Source organism: Staphylococcus pseudoxylosus, assembly GCF_044794325.1.
Classification (GTDB): Bacteria; Bacillota; Bacilli; order Staphylococcales; family Staphylococcaceae; genus Staphylococcus; species Staphylococcus pseudoxylosus.
Window position 1 is genome coordinate 422829 of record NZ_CP085024.1, and the last position, 18005, is coordinate 440833.

At 34.0% G+C, this 18005-nt stretch carries 20 protein-coding genes; 9 read left to right on the top strand and 11 right to left on the bottom strand.

All coding sequences use genetic code 11. The features are described 5' to 3' along the window. Window positions 1–148: 148 nt before the first annotated feature. Window positions 149–1438: a homocysteine synthase gene (locus LG295_RS01835; RefSeq protein ID WP_318832588.1), complete on the bottom strand. Its 1290-nt coding sequence runs from the start codon at window positions 1436–1438 to the stop codon at window positions 149–151. A gap of 225 nt (window positions 1439–1663) precedes the next feature. Between LG295_RS01835 and LG295_RS01840 the strand changes: the two genes are divergently transcribed. Both LG295_RS01840 and LG295_RS01845 read left to right on the top strand, forming a co-directional pair. Beyond that, a complete protein-coding gene (locus LG295_RS01840) occupies window positions 1664–2569 on the top strand; it encodes a cysteine synthase family protein (protein WP_318833023.1) in 906 nt (301 codons plus the stop codon). Then, window positions 2562–3707 carry a bifunctional cystathionine gamma-lyase/homocysteine desulfhydrase gene (locus LG295_RS01845; protein WP_318832589.1) on the top strand — a complete coding sequence of 382 codons (1146 nt, stop codon included), beginning with the start codon at window positions 2562–2564 and terminating at the stop codon, window positions 3705–3707. Before LG295_RS01840 ends, LG295_RS01845 begins: the two co-directional genes overlap by 8 nt. 132 nt (window positions 3708–3839) lie before the next feature. Here the strand turns inward: LG295_RS01845 and LG295_RS01850 are convergent, their stop codons facing one another. The 3 genes from LG295_RS01850 to LG295_RS01860 all read right to left on the bottom strand — a co-directional run bounded on the left by LG295_RS01850 (window position 3840) and on the right by LG295_RS01860 (window position 6346). Beyond that, entirely contained in the window at window positions 3840–5087 is a 1248-nt protein-coding gene (locus tag LG295_RS01850) for an MFS transporter (protein ID WP_107558004.1), read from the bottom strand. A 138-nt stretch (window positions 5088–5225) separates the two neighbouring features. Further along, window positions 5226–5780: a TetR/AcrR family transcriptional regulator gene (locus LG295_RS01855; RefSeq protein WP_107529619.1), complete on the bottom strand. Its 555-nt coding sequence runs from the start codon at window positions 5778–5780 to the stop codon at window positions 5226–5228. 92 nt (window positions 5781–5872) lie between these two features. After that, window positions 5873–6346, bottom strand: a complete 474-nt coding sequence (locus tag LG295_RS01860) for a thioesterase family protein (RefSeq protein WP_107558003.1) — start codon at window positions 6344–6346, stop codon at window positions 5873–5875. Window positions 6347–6529: 183 nt separating this feature from the next. On the opposite strand from LG295_RS01860, the gene LG295_RS01865 reads away from it, so the two are divergent. Then, window positions 6530–6736 (top strand): hypothetical protein, encoded by a 207-nt coding sequence (locus LG295_RS01865; RefSeq protein ID WP_107529621.1) that lies wholly within the window; start codon window positions 6530–6532, stop codon window positions 6734–6736. 137 nt (window positions 6737–6873) lie between these two features. Here LG295_RS01865 and LG295_RS01870 read toward each other — a convergent pair whose 3' ends face one another. From LG295_RS01870 to LG295_RS01900, 7 genes are read right to left on the bottom strand one after another with little or no spacing between them, the layout of a single operon-like run. Then, window positions 6874–7716, bottom strand: coding sequence for an urease accessory protein UreD (locus LG295_RS01870; protein WP_107529622.1), 843 nt, complete (start codon window positions 7714–7716; stop codon window positions 6874–6876). Next, window positions 7716–8330, bottom strand: a complete 615-nt coding sequence (gene ureG, locus LG295_RS01875; RefSeq protein ID WP_107529623.1) for an urease accessory protein UreG — start codon at window positions 8328–8330, stop codon at window positions 7716–7718. Before ureG ends, LG295_RS01870 begins: the two co-directional genes overlap by 1 nt. Window positions 8331–8343: 13 nt before the next feature. Next, the gene (locus tag LG295_RS01880; protein ID WP_107558002.1) at window positions 8344–9033 is read right to left on the bottom strand and encodes an urease accessory protein UreF; all 690 of its coding nucleotides are present in this window, start codon (window positions 9031–9033) and stop codon (window positions 8344–8346) included. Next, window positions 9026–9478, bottom strand: a complete 453-nt coding sequence (gene ureE, locus LG295_RS01885) for an urease accessory protein UreE (protein ID WP_107554632.1) — start codon at window positions 9476–9478, stop codon at window positions 9026–9028. Before ureE ends, LG295_RS01880 begins: the two co-directional genes overlap by 8 nt. A gap of 10 nt (window positions 9479–9488) precedes the next feature. Further along, complete coding sequence (gene ureC / locus LG295_RS01890) at window positions 9489–11204, bottom strand: urease subunit alpha (RefSeq protein ID WP_107529626.1); 1716 nt, start codon at window positions 11202–11204, stop codon at window positions 9489–9491. Next, on the bottom strand, window positions 11201–11614 hold the full coding sequence (locus LG295_RS01895) for an urease subunit beta (RefSeq protein WP_107529627.1): 414 nt from the start codon (window positions 11612–11614) through the stop codon (window positions 11201–11203). The genes ureC and LG295_RS01895 overlap by 4 nt, the downstream gene beginning before the upstream one ends. A gap of 15 nt (window positions 11615–11629) precedes the next feature. Continuing rightward, a complete protein-coding gene (locus tag LG295_RS01900) occupies window positions 11630–11932 on the bottom strand; it encodes an urease subunit gamma (RefSeq protein ID WP_017723823.1) in 303 nt (100 codons plus the stop codon). 215 nt (window positions 11933–12147) lie between these two features. Between LG295_RS01900 and yut the strand changes: the two genes are divergently transcribed. The 6 genes from yut (at window position 12148) to LG295_RS01930 (ending at window position 17873) form a co-directional block, all read left to right on the top strand. After that, a complete protein-coding gene (gene yut / locus LG295_RS01905) occupies window positions 12148–13053 on the top strand; it encodes an urea transporter (protein WP_107558001.1) in 906 nt (301 codons plus the stop codon). 89 nt (window positions 13054–13142) lie between these two features. Continuing rightward, the gene (gene nikA / locus LG295_RS01910) at window positions 13143–14624 is read left to right on the top strand and encodes a nickel ABC transporter substrate-binding protein (RefSeq protein ID WP_318833024.1); all 1482 of its coding nucleotides are present in this window, start codon (window positions 13143–13145) and stop codon (window positions 14622–14624) included. Beyond that, window positions 14621–15598: a nickel ABC transporter permease gene (gene nikB / locus LG295_RS01915; protein WP_107529630.1), complete on the top strand. Its 978-nt coding sequence runs from the start codon at window positions 14621–14623 to the stop codon at window positions 15596–15598. The genes nikA and nikB overlap by 4 nt, the downstream gene beginning before the upstream one ends. Further along, window positions 15598–16419 carry a nickel transporter permease gene (gene nikC / locus LG295_RS01920; protein ID WP_318832590.1) on the top strand — a complete coding sequence of 274 codons (822 nt, stop codon included), beginning with the start codon at window positions 15598–15600 and terminating at the stop codon, window positions 16417–16419. The genes nikB and nikC overlap by 1 nt, the downstream gene beginning before the upstream one ends. Next, window positions 16412–17191, top strand: a complete 780-nt coding sequence (locus LG295_RS01925; RefSeq protein WP_107529632.1) for an ATP-binding cassette domain-containing protein — start codon at window positions 16412–16414, stop codon at window positions 17189–17191. The genes nikC and LG295_RS01925 overlap by 8 nt, the downstream gene beginning before the upstream one ends. After that, window positions 17184–17873 carry an ABC transporter ATP-binding protein gene (locus LG295_RS01930; RefSeq protein ID WP_107557998.1) on the top strand — a complete coding sequence of 230 codons (690 nt, stop codon included), beginning with the start codon at window positions 17184–17186 and terminating at the stop codon, window positions 17871–17873. The genes LG295_RS01925 and LG295_RS01930 overlap by 8 nt, the downstream gene beginning before the upstream one ends. Window positions 17874–18005: the final 132 nt, after the last annotated feature.

The window sequence follows — 18005 nt, forward strand, 5'->3', positions numbered from 1 at the left end:
GATATGAAGAGCCTATGTATTACACTTTACCATTCATTTCTTATCTGTTATATGATTAAGACTGAGACAATTAATTGCCTCAGCCTTTTTATTATTAATCTCGTTTTCAATTTTATTTTGCATAAGTATCACAAAGAAAATGTCTTCGTTAATTTTCAAGTGATGCTTTAAAACCTTTTTCAAGGTCATTAATTATGTCATCAATGTTTTCAGTACCAACTGATAGTCTTACAAGTTCTGGCACAACGCCTGAAGCTTGTTGTTCTTCAGGGGATAATTGTAAATGTGTCGTACTAGCAGGATGGATAATTAAAGACTTAGAATCTCCAACATTTGCTAAATGAGAGAATAGACTTAATGCATCAACAAATTTTGCAATATCTTCAACAGAACCATCTACACCAAAAGTGAGTACGGCTCCTTGTCCATTTGGTAGATACTTTTGGGCAAGTTGATGATATTCATTATTTTCTAACCCAGGATAATTCACCCAAGTTACGTTTGGATGTTGTTCTAAATATTGTGCAACACGCAGGGCGTTTTCAGAATGTCTTTCTAAACGTAGGTGTAATGTTTCTAATCCTAATAAAAATTCATGGACGTTGAAAGGTGATACTGCTGAACCTAAATCACGTAATAATTGTACACGGGCCTTTGTAATATAGGCTGCTTCTCCAACATCTTTAGCATATGAAATGCCATGATAACTTGAATCAGGTTCTACAAGACCTGGGAATTTACCATTATCCCAATTGAAATTACCACTATCCACAATAACCCCACCTATAGAAGTACCATGACCACCTATAAATTTAGTTGCTGAATGTACAATAATGTCAGCACCAAATTCAAAAGGACGTAGTAAATATGGAGTTGGAAAAGTATTATCCACAATTAAAGGTATGTTATTTTGATGTGCAACGTTTGCGACTGCTTCAATATCTAGCACATCAATTTTGGGATTGCCTATAGTTTCAGCATAGACGGCTTTTGTTTTATCGTTAATAGCATTTGCAAAATTTTCAGGGTTACTTGGATCTACAAAGTGAACTTTGATGCCTAATTTATTAAAGGTAACATTTAATAAGTTGTAAGTTCCGCCATATAAGTTAGAAGAAGCGACAATTTCATCTCCAGATTCTACAATATTTAAGAGTGCTAAATGAATTGCAGCTTGTCCTGAGGATGTGGCTAGAGCTCCGATTCCACCTTCGAGTGCTGCAATACGTTCTTCAAAAACATTTTGCGTTGGGTTCATTATTCTAGTATAAATATTGCCAGGTTCTTCTAAAGCAAAAAGTTTTCTTGCATGTTCGGTATTATCAAATACATAACTAGATGTCTGATAAATAGGGACTGCACGAGATTTTGAAAAATCATCTGTTACCTGCCCGCCATGAATGGAAAGTGTATCTAAATGCCAAGGGTTTTGAGCCATAATATAAATCCTCCTAAAATTAGAATTTTCTGATAATTTTCACTATACAAGAGCTTCTTGACCTTTTCAACCATTTCTTACTTAAAAAGTAAGAATTAATTTGTGTTTTTTGCAATGTATTTAGTTTGAAGAGGTTGCAAAGAGAAAAGAAATTGTTTATAATTCTTATCGTTATAGTAGGGTATTGTAGAAGGAATGGAAATGGTAAACTCATGGAGGAATAAAATGATTGGTTTTGACTTAATAGGAAATACACCGCTTGTACTTTTAAAATCATTTAGTAATAAAGATGTTCAAATTTATGCAAAATTAGAACAGTTTAATCCTGGCGGTAGCATAAAAGATAGATTAGGAAAGCATTTAATCGAGGTAGCTTTAAAAGATAACACCATTTGTGAAGGAGATACTGTTGTTGAAGCATCAGCTGGTAATACGGGCATCGGTGTTGCTCTTGCAGCCAATCATTATGGACTCAACAGTGTGATTTTTGCGCCTATAGGTTTTGCTGAAGAGAAAATATCAATTATAAAAGCTTTAGGAGCGAAAGTAATAAGAACAGAACAACGACTTGGTATGGAAGGTGCAAAAATAGCAGCACGGGAATTCGAATCAAAAACGGGGGCTTTTTATCTAAATCAATTTGAATCGAAACATAATCCTGAAGCGTATAAAGATACCATAGCACAAGAAATTACAGATAAATTGGACGATATTGATTATTTTGTTGGTGGTGTAGGATCTGGTGGAACCTTTGCTGGTATTGCTGAACATTTAGCTCAATTTAATATTGAAAGTGTCATAGTTGAACCAGAAGGATCTACTTTAAGTGGTGGTCAAGCACATGCACATGATATAGAAGGCATTGGCTCCGAACAATGGCCATCATTTTTACATGAAACATTAGTAGCGGATATTATAAAAGTTAGCGATGATGATGCATTTAAAAATGTGAAATTAATTGCTAAACAAGAAGGTCTCTTGGTTGGCAGTTCATCGGGAGCAGCACTACAGGCAGCATTAGACATAAAAAAACATATAAATAAAGGTGTTATTGTCACAGTTTTTCCTGATGGAAGCGACCGATATATGTCAAAGCAAATCTTAAATTATAAGGAGAATCAATATGAATAAAAAAACACAATTAATACATGGCGGAGTGACAACAGACCCATACACAGGTGCAGTAACGACACCAATTTATCAAACGAGTACTTATATTCAAGATGATATTGGAGATATGAGACAAGGTTACGAATATTCACGTTCTGCGAATCCTACAAGAACGGCATTAGAAGGGCTAATTGCCGATTTAGAAGAAGGACAATTCGGTTATGCATTTGGTTCTGGTATGGCAGCCATCTCGGCAGTGATTATGTTGTTAGATAAAGGTGATCATTTATTAATTAATTCAGATGTTTATGGTGGCACATATAGAGCATTATCTAAAGTGTTTACTCGTTTTGGTATAGAAGCTGATTTTATTGATACAACACAAATTGACGAAATTGAACAATATATTAAGCCTGAAACGAAAATGTTATACATTGAGACGCCTTCTAATCCGTTATTACGTGTAACAGATATCAAAAAGTCTGCCGAGCTAGCTAAAAGTCATAATTTGATTTCTGTCGTAGATAATACGTTTATGACACCTTATTTCCAAAATCCGTTAAAATTTGGTATCGATATTGTATTACACTCTGCAACAAAATATCTCGGCGGTCATAGTGATGTTGTTTCTGGCTTAGTTGCTACAAACGACGAAGCGTTAGCAGAACGCATTGGATTTATTCAAAATTCAACAGGTGGCGTACTTGGACCACAAGATAGTTATTTATTGATTCGAGGTATTAAAACCTTAGGTATACGTATGGAACAAGTACAACGCAATACACTTGAAATTATAGCAATGTTACAAGAACATAATGCTGTTAGACAAGTGTTCCATCCAAGTATTGCCACTCACTTAAATCACGATATTCATCAAAGACAAGCAGAAGGGCATACAGGTGTGGTAGCATTTGAAGTTGCAGATATAGAAAGTGCTAAACAAGTAATTAAAGCATCTAAATATTTTACATTAGCTGAAAGTTTAGGTGCGGTGGAAAGTTTAATTTCCGTGCCTGCTTTAATGACACACGCCTCTATACCAAAAGACATTCGTGAAAAAGAAGGCATTGCAGATGGCTTGATTCGTTTGTCTGTTGGTATTGAAGGTACAGAAGACTTAGTAGAAGATTTGAAAGCAGCATTAAATACTTTAAATTAAATAAAGAGAAAGATAACCCAGGAAATACTTCATTTGATATACCCCTTAAAGAAGATGTCAAAAACTTCTTTAGGGAGGGATCATTTTCAGAAGAAACCTGGGTTATTTTAATTTTATACGAAAGTGAATCGCTTAATGATTGTTATATTCTGTTTGCGTTGGTGTTTCAAAGTCAAAAGAACGCTCTGAATTCAATATATCAGCATTTGTTTGTTGCAGTTTACTGTAGTCCCCTTTAGGTACTTTGCTTTTCGTAATTTCAACCTTAGGATAGATTAATAAAGGTATTAAACCAATTACGCCATATATTAAAAAGGTATATTGGTAGTTTAGTATATCAATGAATATACCTGCGAAAGAAGAACCAATGACTTGTCCTACTGCTAATAGTAAAAAGGGGATACCTATGCCTAAGGAAGCATTTTTTACAAATAATTTAATTCCCCAAACAAGTAAAACACCTGTTAAGAATATATAGCTCATTCCAAATATTGAAGATGAAATAAATGGAAGTAACCATATATTTGGTGTGAATGCTAGTAAAATTGAGGCGCATGCTAACGCAATTACGCCGATATTAAATGCAAAATGAAGACTTTTCTTATCAATAATAGCTCCAGATATACCTCCAACTATTCCGAAAATACCAATTAAAATCCAAAATACAGAAAGAGCCATATCCGAGTAATGACCAGTAAGTTGAACAAATGATTTTGAGAAGGTCCAAAACGGTGCAGTTGAAACACCTAGTAAGGTAGAAGCCATTACAATGCGTTTACTAGAAGAAATATCTCTGATATTCAAACTACCAGTATCAATCTTAATGTCTTGTTGCAGACTTGGGATAATAATATAATTCCAAGCTAATACGATTACTGCTATAAATGCATAGATTAAATAGGTGTCGCGCCAATCAAGAAAGATAAACATAGCGGTTATACCGGTGAACATTAAGCCTAAGCTTGTACCTGAATTAATCCATGTATTTGCTTTACCTTGATCTTGCAATTTAATCCATAAAGAAATGGTATAACCATAAGGTGGTGATACTAATCCAGTACTAGCACCAGCGAATATGACACCTAAAGAGAGTATGGTTGCGGTTGATGAGATGCCAATTAGGATTAAGCCAATTAATACAGAAAGACCTGCAAAGATAATCATCCGTTTAGGACCGATTTTGTCAGTTTTTAAGGTGGAATAAATAATTGTAAAACAATAAGCCAAATAAAATAATGATGAAATCATACCCGCTTGAGAAGCGGTTAACCTCAAGTCATTGGAAATTTCTGGTAGAAAGAGACCGAAACTAAATCTACCTAATCCATAAGTGGTAGCAATCATAGCGATACCTGGCAATACAAGTCTTGAAAATTTCATAAAATACCTCCAAATCTATATAGAATGTTCATTCTAATAATAATCAAAAAAATATATAGAATGTTCATTCTATTTTTATTTTAAAATAACGAGTAGGGGGATGATTCTTTTGAATACTGGTACCTACTCGTCTATGAATTATTGATTGTGCGCTTCATGTAATAATAATTTTGCCATGGTAATGGCGTGTTCAGTTGCTTCTTTAGATCCTAATAATGCAGTCATTGAGGTTGTACCTTCTAATAGTAATGTGTATTGTACAGCGAGATCATAACCATTATCAATACCTGCATTATTAGCGAGTTTTTCTAAATAATGTAAAAGGCGCGCTTTATGTCCTCTTGCGGTACTTTCAATTTCATTATCAGTATCAGCATAATCTTCGATAGCGCGCATAAACATATCGCCTTTGTAAGAGTAGTCATTAAGCCATTGACAATGTGCTTGAACTGCTGAAATAAATGGTCTATCTGGATGTCTTTCGACGAAACTGTCAAGATAACGCCAATAGCGAGCTTCTCTTTGCTTTAACACTTGTGCTACTAAATTATCTTTAGAGTCAAAATGATTATAAAGTGTCATGGTCGCAACATTTGCTTCTTGGATAATCTGTTTTAAACCAACACCACGAAAGCCATATTCATAAAATAACCGCTCAGCAACACTCAGTATATCTTGCTTTTTCTGTGACATAGTATCTCACTCTTCCCAAAATAGAATGGTCATTCTACCTCATAGTATCAATGGAATGGAATGATGTCAAAATCGAAGTATGCCAAATTGTATTATTTACTTTGAGGTATTTGAATAACATGACCTAATTGTTTAGGCACATCAAAGTGTTGTTGTTGATCAAAATAATTTTTAAGCTTTTCTTGAATAGGCACTGGGAATTCTGTACTACTTCTTGTATGGTTGCTTACGCCCATCATCATCGCTTCATATGTAGCAGTAGGTTCATTATTAGCGTTGTACATAGTTAAGAATAAATGTATACGTTTAGCATCATAATTATAAATATGTATCTTGATGTAAAAAGCATCGTGAAGTAATAATTCCTTTAAATAAGAAATGTGCGCTTCAACATTAAATATTGTAACATCTTGGCTGTGACGATAATCAGTTGAAAAATCAACATGTTCCAAAAATCCAGCAACTGCATCACTGAAAACAGAATAATATTGTGCATCATGCATATGGTTATTATTGTCTATCCAAGATGGTTGTACAGTGTTTTTATAAATATATTCTTTTATCACAAGATCACTCCTATTAGAAATTATTTATTAACCTGTACTATTGTAGCAATAATAAAAGTACAAAGTTAACAATTTGTTTTATTTATAAATAAGCATTTAGTATTCTTTATTAATAAACTAAGTTAAGATAGTATGAAAATGAGTTATTTTAGTAAATGTCACTCAAATGGGAGGGGGATTTTTATGGTGTTCGTTGCATTAATATTATTTATTTTGTCTTTAATTTTACTTATTTATTCTATCACTTTATTAATGGGGAAAGATGGAACATTATTTAGTTTATTTACTAAAAAAGAAAATGAATTGAAAAAAAGTCAAAAATTAACAATTTACATTACGACGATTGTATTATTGGTATCTAGTCTTGTGTGGTTTTTGAATATAATTTAGCTTTTTAATAGGTATAATAGTGTAAGTTTTACAGTAATTGTTATTTAAGATTAGTCGATAGTTAGATTGTCTGGTTACATTAACATAAAAAAAGAGAGCCCATAAGCAAAATTTGGGCTCTCTTTATGCTATAGTTTTTAATATTTTCTTAAAAAATCCACATCACGATCAAATATTGTTTTCACTACAAATGCTTGTAGGGTAGCCAATATTTTTTCAATTATTTGTGTTTTATTTGATAAAATTCGAATGCTAAAGCCGTGTGTTGGTAGCTTAGTGATGCCGAAACGACAATCATATTGCTGTTGATAGTGCTTGATTTGCTCATAAATACGATCGATTAATTTTTGATTTACAGTAGGATGTATAAAATAACAAGATCCTAAGTGCGTATAATCTTCCATATAACCAAGTCCATCGACTTTATTTTTTGATGGATCAAGCAAAGTATTGTCGAAAACAACCAATTCATCATCGACATAGATTTCATTTAACAGGTGCATATACGTATAACTAAATTTTTTATCATTTTTAGAATAACCTGGCGTTAATATGTCTGTATAAAATAACGCAGCTGTAGGTTTTAAATGAAATGTATTATGTTGATAGAATTTTGCATTTTCAAAAGCGATAATTGGGTCACCTACATACTCAGCATATCCATCATCTTGAATATTAAAGCTTTGGTATTGTTCCACATGGTTATTAGGTGTTTTATAAATTTTTGTAGCACCTTGTGAAGTTAAAATAACTTTTGCATTAGGTTCGATATTAAAATCCATTTTGTAACGGTCTCCATCTAAGTAACCGCCACCTACGTTTACAATATAAAACGTGGGTATATCAGAATTATTTAAATAAACTGGGCGCATGACTTTCAATGCTTTTTCGAAAAAAATGTCACGCGCCACCGATTTCTTGCCATTATTAAAGACAGTTAAATCTAATTGGCCAGTCCATTGATTCTGTCCATCAGACATTAAGCTAACCCTTTAAGAAATACGTCTTGTTCTATCCACTCAATAACTTCATCTAAACCTTCATCTGTTTTAAGATTTGTGAAAGTGAAAGGACGGTTGCCACGGAATACTTTTGTGTCTTCGGCCATGCGTTCTAATGACGCACCAACATAAGGTGCTAAGTCAGTCTTGTTTATAACAAAGAAATCGGATTTAATCATACCTTGTCCACCTTTTCGAGGAATTTTTTCCCCTTGAGCAACATCGATAATATAGATTGAGAAATCTACTAATTCTGGACTGAAAGTTGCCGCTAAATTGTCGCCACCGGATTCGATGAAAATAAGTTCAATATCATCATTTTGTTCTTTTAATTCATCAATTGCAGCAAAATTCATTGAGGCATCTTCACGTATAGCTGTATGAGGGCAGCCACCTGTTTCTACTCCGATAATTCTGTCTTCAGGTAATACACCAGAATTAACTAATATTTTTTCATCCTCTTTTGTATAAATGTCATTCGTGATAACACCAATACTCATGTCTTTTGCTAAGCGTTTTACAATTTTTTCAATAAGTTGTGTTTTTCCTGCACCGACAGGTCCGCCCACACCTATTTTAATTGTATCTGTCATAAAGTTTGACCTCCTAAGATATAAAAATTCTTACGTTCACGTTTTCGTGTTCCATCTGGTTGATTTCTAAACCTGGTGCAGTAATACCAAGTTGTGATTCATCTAAAGTCATAATATGATCTCTAGTATCTTTCATGATGGGTATCATTTGATGAACGATGCGTTGCCCAGCAGTTTGCCCTAAGGGTATTGCACGTACTGCATTTTGGGTAAGGCTAGACACGTTTTGATATAAATAGTAATCAATAATCGTTTCTATATTGACACCGAGATGATGGCCAAGCATAGTAAAACAAATAGCGGGATGTAACATTGCTTTTTTGTCTCGCATTTGAGCATGATACCAGTCTAACCAATCACTGTTATATAGCTCAGAAGCAAGTTTTACCATGCGATGACCCATCTGTTTAGATCCTTGGCGTGTTTCTTTTGGTAAATTTTGTACGAAAAGGATACGATCTAATCGTAAAATAGCTTGTGTATCATTTTGTTCAAGCGCATTGTAAACGAGACGCATCGTTAAGCCATCAGCATAAGTTAATTGTTCATTTAGAAAAAGTATAAGCCATTGCTGGAAACTTTGTTCGTCATGAACGATATCGCGTTGGATATAAGTTTCAAGGCCAAATGAATGGCTGAATGCACCTGTTGGAAATTGTGAATCGCAAAATTGAAACAGGCGTAGATGAGCGTGATCAATCATGTGAATGACCTATATGTCTAAATGCTTGATTAACTTTACGGTCTTCATGTTCATATGGTATCCCTAAATCCTTTAATAGTGATTCTACTAGATAATCATATTGAACTAGCATCTCGGTTTCTGTAAACTGCGCAGGTAAGTGTCTATTACCAAGTTGGTGAGCGATATCTCCCATTTCTTGTAATGAGCGTGGTTTAATTACAAGTAAATCTTCAGAATTTACATCTACGACGATCATATTAGTATCATCTTTATACAAAATATCTCCATATTGTAAGTCAATTGGCTGTTTTAAACGGATACCAATTTCATTACCGTGATCTGTTTTAACACGTTGGATACGTTTAACTAAATCTGAGTTTTCTAAATATACTTTTTCTATATGTTTTCCTTTATCGCTTTCTGAAATGTTAGCGATATTGCCTACGATTTCTTCGATGATCATTTTTAACCTCCTAGAATAAGAAATAACGTTGTGTTAATGGTAATTCCGTAGCTGGTTCACTCGTGATTTTTTCGCCATCTACAAATACTTCATATGTCTGCGGATCAACGTCTATTTTTGGCGTTGCGCTGTTATTCTTCATATCTGCTTTAGTTAGTTTACGAATATTATGCACAGGTCTTAATTTACGTTTTAAACCTAATAATTTACCAATATCATTTTCATAAGCAGTAGTAGATACGAATGTCATTGAAGTACCTTGCATATTTCCGCCAAGTTGGCCATACATCTTACGGTATTTTAAAGGTTCTGAAGTAGGGATAGAACCATTAGCATCACCGTTAATTGCAGTGTTTATTAATCCACCTTTAATAATGACATCAGGTTTAACGCCGAAGAATGCGGGCTCCCACATAATGATATCAGCAAGTTTACCTTCGTCGATTGAACCAACGTAATCTGAAATACCATGCGTAATCGCAGGATTAATTGTATATTTCGCTATATAGCGTTTGATTCTATGATTGTCATTATATTCGCTGTCGCCATCCAATGGACCACGTTGCTCTTTCATACGGTGTGCAACTTGCCAAGTTCTAGTAATTACTTCACCGACGCGGCCCATGGCTTGGGAATCTGAGCTGACCATACTAAATACACCAATATCTTGTAATACGTCTTCGGCAGCAATTGTTTCTTTACGAATACGTGAATCTGCAAAAGCGATATCTTCTGGTATAGAAGCATTTAAATGGTGTGTAATCATAACCATATCTAGATGTTCATCAATTGTATTAACAGTGTAAGGTAAGGTAGGGTTTGTAGAAGATGGTAGTATATTAGAATAAGCTGCAGATTTAATGAGGTCAGGAGCATGACCACCGCCTGCACCCTCTGTATGATACATATGCAGTACACGATCTTTAACGGCAGCCATTGTTTCTTCCATAAAGCCCGCTTCATTTAATGTATCTGCATGTAATGCAATTTGGACGTCATAATCGTCAGCTACTTGTAGGGCATGATCTAATGCTGAAGGTGTGGCACCCCAGTCTTCATGTACTTTTAAACCGATAGCACCGGCATGTATCTGTTCTACTAAAGCTGTATGATTAACTGCTTGTCCTTTACCGGTAAAACCAATGTTTAAAGGTAATGATTCTGCCGCTAATAACATGCGATGTAAATGCCAAGGGCCTGGAGTAACAGTAGTTGCTTTAGCACCTTCAGATGCGCCTGTCCCACCACCGATATGTGTAGTAATACCACTTTCAAGGGCCACTTGAGATTGTTCAGGATTAACGAAATGGACGTGGGTATCGATACCACCAGCTGTTATTATTTTGCCTTCTGCAGAAATAATATCTGTAGTTGCACCAATAATAATATCTACGTTATCCATAATATCTGGGTTACCAGCTTTACCAATTTTCATAATATAACCATTTTTAACACCAATATCTGCTTTAACGATTTTATCGTAATCCAGAATTAGTGCATTTGTAATTACTAAATCTGCTACTTGCTTATCATCACGTGTCACATTAGGGTTTTGAGCCATACCATCACGGATTGATTTCCCACCGCCAAATGCAGCTTCATCACCATATGTTGCGTAATCTTTTTCGACACGCGCAAATAAATTGGTATCTCCTAATCTTACAGAGTCTCCGACAGTAGGGCCATATAGACTTGTATATTGTGATTGCGTCATTTTAAAACTCATCTGTTATACCCACTTTCTTTATTAGCATTTTCGCTGACTTTATTTTCTTCAGCGATAATTTCTGTAGCGCTGTCATCATCTTCAGCCTTATAAACACGCGCCTCATCAATAGGTCCATTTACTTTACCATGGAAACCAAAAATTCTTCTTTTACCGCTAAATTCAACGAGTTGAATTTCTTTTTCGTCACCAGGTTCAAAACGTACCGCTGCGCCAGCAGGGATATCTAACCGTTTGCCATAAGCTTTTTCTCGTTCAAATTGTAGGGCGGGATTTGCTTCAAAAAAATGATAATGAGAACCGACTTGAATAGGGCGATCTCCTGTGTTTTTTACATCAAGTATCGTAGCGTTATGTCCGCGATTAACTTCAATTTCTGTACGTTTAACTATAATTTCACCAGGTTTCATAATTAATTTCCTCCTTTACACAATTGGGTGATGAACGGTAATTAATTTAGTACCATCAGGGAAAGTTGCTTCAATTTCCATTTCAGTTAACATATCTGCAACGCCCTCCATTACATCATCCTCACCTAATATTTGTTTACCATAACTCATAAGTTCTGCAACGGTTTTTCCGTCTCTTGCACCTTCTAGTAACTCAAAACTTATAATGGCAACTGCCTCGGGATAATTTAACTTAAGACCTCTTTGCTGACGTCTACGAGCCAAATCTGCTGCAATAACTAACATTAGTTTGTCTTGTTCACGTTGTGTAAAATGCACATGCTCACTACCTTTCGACGTTTTTATAAATTTAAAATATAGTATGTGACTAATCTAATAATAAGACGATTAGACGTATACTACAAGAATAACCCTCTGAAAAAAATTAATGACGAAATAAAACGCGTTGAAATTAAATATGTATTGCTTTAAATTTTATCCGTTATAATATATTATGTTGTATGTTGGAATAAGTAGAGAAACTAGGTGACAATGTGAATGCTGTTCGAATTATATTAAAGAACATCGCACAAGTACTGCTATTAAATAATGCATGGACAGGCTTATTTATTTTGTTAGGTTTATTCGTAGGAAATTGGAAGGTTGGTATGATGGCCTTAGCTGCGAGTGTTATTGCATTATTATTAGCGAAACGGACAAATTACTCAAATGAAGAGATTAACACGGGATTAGCAGGTTTCAATCCAGTACTAACAGCAATTGCATTGACACTATTTTTAGTGCCAGAATGGTATAGTATATTAATTGCTTTTATAGCAATTGTGATTACAATGCCAATAGGCTCAGCATTTAGAGAATTTTTTAAGCCTTTTGGTGTGCCTATGTTAACCATGCCATATGTATTTGTTAGCTGGGTGATCTTATTAATGTCATTTCAATTTAAGTTTGTGAATGCAGATGTCAATATACTGCCTGATACAGTACAAGAGATACAATTTTCAGGACATAGTATTCATTTTATAAATGCTTTTTTATCAGGTTTCAGTGAAATTTTCTTATTGAAAAGCATTATGGCAGGATTATTGATTCTTATAGGAATTTTTATTGCTTCAAGAAAAGCTGGTGTATTAGCTATAGTAGCCAATCTCATTGGTTTTACTGCTGTACTAGTACTTGGCGCAAATCATGATCAAATTAATGATGGATTGTTTGGCTATAATGTCATACTAACAGTGCTCGCTTTAGGTGTTGCTTTCCGTACTAGGATTCAACGATATATTAGCATTGTTTTAGGCATCCTTTTGACAGTTGTATTACACGCGGGCATGACGACTTTATTAACACCATTTGGTTTGCCAGTGTTTACGCTACCTTTTATCATAGCAACGTGGATTATGTTGTTTGCAGGTAACCGAATGAAAGTACAACAAATTGAATAGCATGGTTTTATTGGATAGATACCCCAAATAGGCATCGTTTAAGCGTAGCTCGATTTTCTAATTGATTATAAATTTATTAGGAAGAAGGAATAAGAATGAAAAAAATTGTTTCATTACTTGCAATATCAGCCATGGTATTAGCGGGATGTAGTGGTTCAGGAAGTGAATCAAAAGGGAAAACTTTAGACGTTGAACTGCCATTAAAAACAACTTCTATTGCACCATATGAGACAGACGTACCAGTGAAGATAGGTGCTGCCGAAGCGCTATTTAAAGCTGGTGCAGATGGCAAAGTTGAAAAGGTATTGGTAGATTCATATGAACAAAAAACACCAACACAATTAGATATTAAGTTAAAAAATGACATTAAATTCCAAAATGGTAAAAAAGTGACAGGCGAAGCGGTCAAATCTAGTTTGCAAGAAAGTATTAAGAAAAGTGATCTCGTTAAAGGCTCACTCCCAATTAAAGATATTAATGTAGATGGACAAAATATTACGATTACTACAAAAGAAGCTTATCCTGAATTAGTGTCAGAGTTAGCAAGTCCATTTTCTGCAATTTACGATACAGAAGCAGATGACATTAATAAAGCACCTGTTGGAACTGGACCATACCAAATTAAACACTATAAGCAATCTCAAAATATCAAGTTAGATCGTTTTGATGATTATTGGCAAGGTAAACCTAAACTAGATCATGTAAATGTTACATATCAAGAAGATGGTAATGCTCGTACAAGCGATTTAACATCAGGTAAAGCAGATGTAATTACAGATGTTCCTGTTGAAAAAGAAAAAGAGTTGAAAGATGGAGATAAGACAACTACATCTGCAATATCAGGATTTAGAACGTCATTGATTATGTACAATCATACAAGTGACAAAATGACTAAACCTGTACGTAAAGCACTAGATAAAGTTATTAACCGTGAAAGTATCGCACGTAATGTCTCTAAGAATCATGCTCAACCAGCTACAGGACCATTTAATACAAAATTAGATTTTATAGATAAACAACCTATACAAAAACAAAATTTAGAAGAAGCTAAACAAATTATGAAAGAAGAAGGGTATTCTAAATCAAATCCATTAAAATTAACCGTATCTACGTATAATGGGAGACCAGAACTACCTAAAATGGCGCAAGTTATTCAATCAGATGCTAAAAAAGCCAATATCGATATTACTATTCGCAATGTAGATGATATTGAAGGCTATTTAAGTGATAAAAATCAATGGGATGCCTCTTTATATAGCTTTGGTACAATACCTAGAGGAGATACAGGATACTTCTTTAATCAGGCATACAAACCTAAAGGTGCAATTAATTCTGGAGACTATAACAATCAGAAAGTAACAGCATTAATTGACGAGTTTAATAAAACAGTAGATAAATCTGAACGTAATGGTTTAACAAATGAAATTATTAGTATTACGCAAAGTGATTTTGCAAATAGCTATATCTCATATATGGATAATATCGTTGGTATGAATAAAGACGTGAAGAACTTAAAAGCAACACCCGAGGGTATCTATCTAATCGATTACAAGGTAGATAAGAAACAATGATAATTAAAAATATACTAACTAGAATTGGACAAATGATCATTGTATTGTTTGTCCTTTCTAGTATTACGTTCATATTAATGAAACTTACACCTGGTGATCCAGTTGATAAAATTTTACATTTAGATATAGCAAATGTATCCTCAGACCAAGTTGAAGCAACAAAAGAAAAATTGGGTCTAAACCAACCAGTTATCATGCAATATTTTCAATGGTTAGGACAAATAGTTCAATTTAATTTCGGAACGAGTTACCAAACAGGTGAACCCGTAATAAAAGAATTAATTTATTACACACCGCCGACATTAAGCATTGCTTTTTTAACTATAATGGTTGTCATATTAACAGCAGTTCCAATGGGAATTTTAGCAGCGAAATATTATCACACGTGGGTTGATACATTTATCAGAACTGTAACGTCCTTTACGGTGAGTGTTCCTTCATTCTTTTTAGGAACAATCTTAATTTATATTTTTGCACAGAAATTTAATGTTTTACCATCTTCTGGTATAGACACGATAGCTGGTTATATTTTACCAGTGATAGCATTGAGTGTGGGTATGAGTGCATACTATGTAAGATTGATGCGATCGAATTTAATAGAATTATATCAATCTAAAGAGGTTGAGGCTTCACGCCTCAGAGGTATGTCTGAACGATATATTTTGTGGAGTGATTTATTTAAACCAGCGATTATCCCTGTTATAACGGTATTAGGCATGTCTGTGGGAAGTCTTATTGGAGGCACTGTCGTCATTGAAAATTTATTTGGAATACCAGGTATCGGTCACTTCTTAGTAGATAGCATACGTGCAAGGGATTATCCTGTAGTACAAGGCGCGGTAATTATGATTGGTTTCTTTGTTGTTTTGGCTAATACCGTAAGTGATTTGTTATTGCTATGGTTAGAACCCAAACGCCGTTATAATAGCTCACGTCATCCCAAGAAACCGCAACGACAGGATGGTGAAATATAATGAAACAATTAAATAAACAACATCTTATATTTTATGTGTTTGCATTGTATTTATTGGTTCTTATCATTGCACAATTTTTTGTGTCGGCAACAAATGCTTATGAGGTAAACTTAGGGAGTAGCCTTGAAATGCCAAGCTTAAACCATTGGTTAGGCACCGATGATTATGGTAGAGATTTACTTTCAAGAGTTATAATCGGGGCAAGGTACACATTGATTATTAGTTTGATTACATTGTTGATTACGGTCATTATAGGTGTACCATTAGGATTAATTGCTGGTTACAAAAAAGGCATCGTTGATACAATTATTATGCGTATTATTGATATAGGGTTAAGTATTCCTGAATTTGTTCTTATGATTGCATTTGCTAGTTTTTTCAAACCTAGTATTTGGAATTTGGTCATAGCAATTACGATTATTAAGTGGATGACTTACACTAGATTGACTCGTTCAGTCGTAAGTAGTGAAATCACGAAACCTTATATACAAATGGCTCGATTATTTAACGTGCCAACACATGTCATTATCTTTAAACATTTCTTTCCACAAGTTTTACCATCTATTATTGTGCTGATGACGGTAGATTTTGGGAAAATAATATTATATATATCATCACTTTCATTTCTCGGATTAGGTGCACAGCCACCTTCACCTGAATGGGGAGCAATGTTGAATACAGGCAGAGATTATATTAGTTCTTATCCGTTACTTTTGATTGTTCCAGCGTGTTTAATCACAATCACGATTCTATTGTTTAATTTAGCTGGCGATGCATTAAGAGATAAATTATTAAAAGGAAAGCGTGATATCAATGACTAATTTACTTGAGATAACCAATTTAGTAATTAAAGGTGAAAGAAGTACTACACTGATAGATCACATAAACCTCAGTTTAAAAGCAAGTAAAGTAAATGTTTTGGTAGGAGAAAGTGGTTCAGGAAAAAGTTTAACTGCTAAAGCGTTAGTACAACAATTACCTGATAATTTAATAATGACTTATGACAGTTTAAATTATGAAAATAAAAAATTGTCGAATATGCACGAACTTTTAGGGAAAGAGATTGGTTTTATTTCTCAAGATTATACGCATAGCTTTAATGAGCATACAAAATTAGGCAAACAATTGATTGCGATTTATAGACAACATTATAAGATAGATAAAGCTATGGCCAAAAAAAATGTAACACAAGCGCTTGAGTGGGTTGATTTAGCACCAGACAAAACAATGAATAGTTATCGCTTTAGTCTGTCAGGTGGACAACTTGCTAGGGTTCAAATAGCGAGCGTATTGATGCTCAATCCGAAATTAATTATTGCTGATGAACCCACTGCATCACTAGATGTGATAACAGGCGCTAAAATTATGAACCTAATCAAACATTTAGCAGAAGTTCATAAAGTTACGCTTTTATTAATTACCCATAATTTATCACATGTTTTAAATTTTAGCGATTGGATACATGTTATTCAAAAAGGGAAATTAGTCGACTCAAACCATGTACAAGCCTTTAAAAATCATGATGTGGATTCATACAGCTTGAAATTATTTAACTCCCGTAGCCAATTAAAGGAGGGGAGCAGTAATGATTAACATAAAGAACATGAATTTTAAATATGGGCAGAGCCCTGTTTTAAACAATATAAATCTTACTATACAGCCAGGTGAAATTGTAGGTATTGTAGGTGAGAGCGGTTCTGGTAAAACGACATTAGCACAAATTATTTTAGGCTTATTGCCAGTATCTCAGGAACAATATACAAATAATGATTTGCGATTATTACCTATATTTCAACATGCATATGATAGTTTTAACCCCAAATTTAAAATGAGCAAATCTCTAGAAGAGGCGATAAAGTATCGTCGTGAGTCAAACTCATATGAAATTCATCAGCGAATGCATATATTAATGAAACAAATGCATCTAGATAAGAACTTGTTGAATAGCTTCCCTGATCAATTAAGTGGTGGCCAATTGCAACGTTTTAATACGATTCGTACATTGATGTTAGCACCAGATATGTTAATTTGCGATGAGATTACAGCTAGTTTAGACGTTATTGCTGAGCAAAGTATGATTGAAGTGTTGAAACAGTATTACGCAGATACACATAAAGGTATGTTATTAATATCTCATGATTTAGCATTTTTAAATAACATTGTTGAACGATTAATTGTCATGAAAAATGGTGAAATCGTAGATGATTTTAATATTAAATTTTTATTCGATAAACAACGCCATGCATATACAAAACAGTTACTAGCAATTTATTAAGTAGCTGTTTTTTATTTTTAATGATAGAAAAAAATATATGTTTTCTATCATTAAAAATAATGTGTGTCATATTATTGAGAATCATATAACTTCATGTATAATTAAATACAATATGAGAAAAGGGGATATTTT